Source organism: Thermoanaerobaculum aquaticum, assembly GCF_000687145.1.
GTDB lineage: Bacteria > Acidobacteriota > Thermoanaerobaculia > Thermoanaerobaculales > Thermoanaerobaculaceae > Thermoanaerobaculum > Thermoanaerobaculum aquaticum.
On sequence record NZ_JMFG01000042.1, the window covers coordinates 1 to 2,836 of the forward strand.

Consider the following 2,836-nt stretch of genomic DNA (forward strand, 5'->3'; position numbering starts at 1 on the left):
GGGGTACGAGTTGGAGCACCAAAACACCTCCAGCACGTACACCGATGATTTGTACTTCTTGCATGCTCGCTGGTACTTCCCGCAGGTGGCGAGGTTCCTCTCGCCTGATCCCGTGCGTGGGAATCACCGAGCCCCGCAATCCTTCAACCTGTTTGCGTATGTGGGTGGGAATCCCATCAACTTCGTGGACCCGTGGGGTTTGGCAGAGGCCGAGCCGCTGAAAATCAATTACTCGGAAACGGTGGAGGTGTCTGCGGGTGGGGATCCTTGTCCTTTCGCCCCTAAAAACATATCGTGCGAAGCTTGGCAATCTGTAAAAGAGATGCAATGGCGAATGATTTTGGGATGGAACCGTCCGACATCTCGAACGCCGGTTCTCTCTGCTACGCCAGCGCCGCCCATTATGCGAGCGGCAAGGCCGGAAGAAATGGGGTGGGTTTCGAGCGAAAGCGAGGCGGACTGGGGAACGCTTTACGGTTCTTATGGGGGCTTTTTGGGCCTTGAGCTGGCGGTGGCTGCGGAAGTTGGGGTCTACATAAGCACCAACCCGTGGGATCTCGTGCTCTATCTCCAAGTCGGCGCGGGGAGAGGGTATGGCGCGGCCAGTGGGTGGAACGTTGGATACGTAATGCCAGGGATTTCCTTTGAGTCGCTGCAAGCACAGGCAACTTTGGCTGCCAACCGGGCGCCTGGAGCAAGTATGTCATTTTTTAGGCGCGAGCCGGCGGGATTCAGCGTGGGGTTTCGAGGCAGGGGGGCCGGACTCAATGCAGTAGCGACCAAAACGTTCACTGTGTTTTCTGCTCGGCATCTCGCGGAGTCGATTTATACCGCCGTGAGATTTGGATACTGAGATGGGGGAGAAACCTTCCCCTTCTGCTTTCCTCAACCGGTTCGTCGCACGCCGAGTAGCGACCGAGCGTGGAGAGTTACGTCTGTTCCAGTTGTTGTCGGTTGTCTTTCTTGTTCCAACCTTTGTGCCTGCCGCGTACTTGAGGAACTCGGTTGGTTTCGCAATTAGTTTTGTTTTGGCGTTTCTTGTCGCGCTTGTAATTCAGAAAGCTGTTTGGAACATCCGATGTCGCCGTTGCGGGGCAAGGGTTTTTTACGAGGGGCCAGTGATCGCACCGTTTTCGCTTTTCCGCCAAACATGCCCATCCTGTGGTAGGGATCTCCGTAAGCCACGCTCTCGGGTGGCAAAAACAGTCGGTCCGACGTGCGGTTAGGTAGGTGCGCTTTCGCGGCATAAGCGGCGTTTTCTGCCATGGAAGCACTAGAGTCGGCCTCTTGGGGTGGGTTTCGGGTCCTCGTGCGGCTGGTGGAACGGGCGGTAAAATTAGAACGTTTACGTCGGTCGGCAGACACAAGGTCTTTTTCCAGTGGCTGCTACTCTTAACGGCATTGGGGTAAGCCTTGAGCCTCTCTGAAAATTGCTTTGGTACGCGGTGGTCGACAGCGCAATTACAGAACAAGACTGGCAATGGGCGCAGCGGGTCCCTCTGGACCCGCTGTACTGGTTACGGTTGCCGCTTGTCACGCGGAAAGGGCAGGAGAGCTGCGGCTTGTCACTGTTGCCTGGAGCAGTACGTTCACCTTGCCGGAATGCCTAGTGGTGCTGGGGAAATATCCCTCACGCGTTGTGGTTGGCGGGATTCGGGTAGGCTGACAGCCCATCGATGACTCTCTTCGAAAAACGGAGAGAAAAAGTGTGCCACTAAGGTTGGCGGCCGAGAAGGCACAGGCACTGCAAGGGGTGTAGTCCAGTTCTCGTATTCGTGAGTGAGCCGAACTTGTGCGGGAGTCCAACGGTAGCCCCCTTTTGATCTTAGGAGTACCCGGGGAAGAAGGTTCTCATCCGCGGCGTTCATTGCTTACTCACGTTCAGTGGATTTGCAACAGGCACTGGGCTCGACCTTGCCTAGTTTTCCGGTTCGGTAACCTGGCTCACAACGAGCTTGCGGCGTCGGTAGATAAGGTTGCTCGACGCTTGGAGGCGCGACTTGATTTGGAGCGAATGCTGGAGGATGGCTGGCGGCCCAAGCGTGAGTTGGGCGAGACCAGGATTCCATTCGCTCACTCAAAGTTGCGGTGGAACCACTGGTGTCCCCCTTTTTGTGAAGCTATTGTTGGTTTCCCGAGGAGCCGCAGCTTGGAGTAGCGGCGGTTCTCTTTCTTGCTGCAGTCACAGGGGGACAGAGGAAGGCCCGCTGAGGGGGGCGAAATGTCTGTCGTATCTTAGGGCCAGCGACGTGGCCTTTCTTTAGGGCAGAAACAAAGGACGCCGAGCCGTTGCCGATCGAAGCTCCAGTGTTGACGCACTTGGTCACTTCAGAAACTACGCGGGGGGCGGACGCTTGGGACAGAGACCAGCAGGGGGCGTTTCAGCGCTGCGCGGTACGGCCCCTTCGCAAAATCCGTCTTTAAGGGCGGCTTCAGCTACACTTGGGATGTGGGAAACCAGATGATTGCCCTGCAGGGTAACGGCTTGAATCGGCGGTTTGCGTACACGGCGGCAGGTGAGCGCATCCTGGAGTGGGACCAAAACGCATCCAAGTACACCTTGAGCTTGCGGGGTTTGGGGAATGAGGTGTTGCGGGAGGTCAGCTACAGCTACAGCTACAGCGCTTCCACAGGAAGCTAGCAGGTGTTTTAGGGAAAAGACACCATTTGGGCAGGATCAAGGCTTTTGGCAAGTGTTTCCCGAACGGAAGGCATTCAGCACTGTCACGTGGATTGTCTGGGATGAACTGGGGAACTTCGTAGGAATAGGTTATCCCGACGATGCGGGCGTGGCGGACCCGGTGCGGAGCGTGAGCTTGAGCTACAGCCAGGGCTA

At 56.7% G+C, this 2,836-nt stretch carries 3 protein-coding genes; 2 read left to right on the plus strand and 1 reads right to left on the minus strand.

Annotated elements, in window-relative coordinates:
* A partial coding sequence (locus tag EG19_RS11795; RefSeq protein ID WP_038050558.1) for an RHS repeat-associated core domain-containing protein occupies nucleotides 1–853 on the plus strand: 853 nt, incomplete at its 5' end.
* A gap of 164 nt (nucleotides 854–1,017) precedes the next feature.
* Here EG19_RS11795 and EG19_RS13485 read toward each other — a convergent pair.
* Nucleotides 1,018–1,266, minus strand: coding sequence for a hypothetical protein (locus EG19_RS13485; RefSeq protein WP_152544055.1), 249 nt, complete (start codon nucleotides 1,264–1,266; stop codon nucleotides 1,018–1,020).
* Nucleotides 1,267–2,449: 1,183 nt separating this feature from the next.
* Between EG19_RS13485 and EG19_RS11800 the strand changes: the two genes are divergently transcribed.
* Nucleotides 2,450–2,641: a hypothetical protein gene (locus tag EG19_RS11800; protein ID WP_152544056.1), complete on the plus strand. Its 192-nt coding sequence runs from the start codon at nucleotides 2,450–2,452 to the stop codon at nucleotides 2,639–2,641.
* Nucleotides 2,642–2,836: the final 195 nt, after the last annotated feature.

What these genes read in the sequence shown, in the direction of transcription:
- EG19_RS13485 (WP_152544055.1), bottom strand. Translation starts at nt 1,266, where the DNA reads ATGGCAGAAAACGCCGCTTATGCCGCGAAAGCGCACCTACCTAACCGC.